Source organism: Clostridium oryzae (assembly GCF_002029235.1).
Classification (GTDB): Bacteria; Bacillota; Clostridia; order Clostridiales; family Clostridiaceae; genus Clostridium_AE; species Clostridium_AE oryzae.
On record NZ_MZGV01000155.1, the window covers coordinates 1 to 1,566 of the forward strand.

Below are 1,566 nucleotides of genomic sequence, written 5' to 3' on the forward strand. Positions count from 1 at the left end.
TAAAAAAATCCCCTACCGGGGACTATGAGTTTTAGAATGGAAAAGGTTCGTTCTCATCAACTAAATACGAACCTTCTTCTACTTTCTTTTCTCCTGAATAATAAAAATCTGCATCACAATTAGGGCAGACCATTACTGGCATTCCCTTCCTTTTACCTTCTTGTTCCAAACTATATTCTTCTTTACAATACTCATCCATATCCGCAAACTCTTCTACCACATCTGCAGGTGCCCACTCCCAATAATTACATTTATAGCATTGATATTTGTAGTATTTTTCTGTGTATTTGTGTTCTACCATTTTGGGTTTCATATAAGATATCCTCCTCGTTCATCGTCTCCCTTATATCATATATCACCCCGTAGTCCTTATGCCATATCTTCCATAATATCTTTTCTTCTTTACACTTCTTACACATCAATGGATTTTCTCCAAAGTTCTCTATTATCCTTTCTTTCCATGTTTTCTTCTTTTCATCCTGCTTTTTCTTATCTTTCAATATTGTTTCTATTGTCATTTGCTTCATGAAATTGTATAGCTGCACTATCTGCATTGACAGCTTATTTTTCTTTCTTGCATATACTCCATATCTTCTTACTGTCCTTAATCCTTTTGGCATTATATGTTGTGTTATTTTTCCTATGAACTCTAAAACTCCTTCACTTACTATTACCTTATGTCCGTCATCATGATCTGCATACCAAAATGTTACTATCTCTTTTTCATATTTTATTATTCTATATTCTGCTATTGCTGCTCGCGCCAAATATCTTCCTATATACTTTACTGCCTGCTTTGTATCATCTAATCTTCTTTTCGCATTTACATAAAATCCCTTCGGATACTTCTTATATAACTTACTTACCAATTGCCTTGTTTTATAACTATTAAAGTTCTTCTTTATTATGTCTAGCAGTACTTTCTGCCATGCCTTTTTCAGATATGGATACGGTATATATTCTACTGGCTTCCACCAATTTGTTTCTTTGTTTATAGCTCCTTCTGTTACTAATGCATGTACATGTGGATTCCACTTTAAATCTCTTCCAAACGTATGAACTACTGCTATTACTCCCACCTCATACTTTTCGTTTTTGTTCTTGTTATACCAATAGTTTATTACGTTATATACTCCATCTTGTAACTCTTTCAACAATTCTTTTCGTGAATAGAAAAAATTTCTTAATTCATCTGGCATTGTAAATACACTGTGTCTATGTCCTACTCGTAACATGTTTTTCTCCTGCTTTTCTGCCCATTTCATTGTGTACAATCTTCCACACTTATTACAGAACTTGCTTTTGCATGTAAATCCTACTTTTGTACTTGCTCCACATTTGGGACATACATACTCTGCAAATCCTTTCTTTATATCTCCACATTGCAACGCTTTTTTTACCGTATTATCTATATGCTCTCGCATATTTCTAGGTACTTTACTCCAATATTTATTTTTAAAATCCTGATACTTATCTACTAATATTTCTTTTACTGTTATTTTCTTATCTACCATAATACCTATATTTTACACACTTATCCACAACCTTGCAATTACATAGTTTCCT

2 protein-coding genes are annotated in these 1,566 nt (G+C 33.0%); both read right to left on the reverse strand.

Annotated elements, in window-relative coordinates; genetic code table 11:
- Positions 1–31: 31 nt before the first annotated feature.
- Positions 32–313, reverse strand: coding sequence for a hypothetical protein (locus tag CLORY_RS22765; protein WP_079428877.1), 282 nt, complete (start codon positions 311–313; stop codon positions 32–34).
- A complete protein-coding gene (locus CLORY_RS22770) occupies positions 252–1,514 on the reverse strand; it encodes an IS91 family transposase (protein ID WP_079428879.1) in 1,263 nt (420 codons plus the stop codon). The genes CLORY_RS22765 and CLORY_RS22770 overlap by 62 nt, the downstream gene beginning before the upstream one ends.
- Positions 1,515–1,566: the final 52 nt, after the last annotated feature.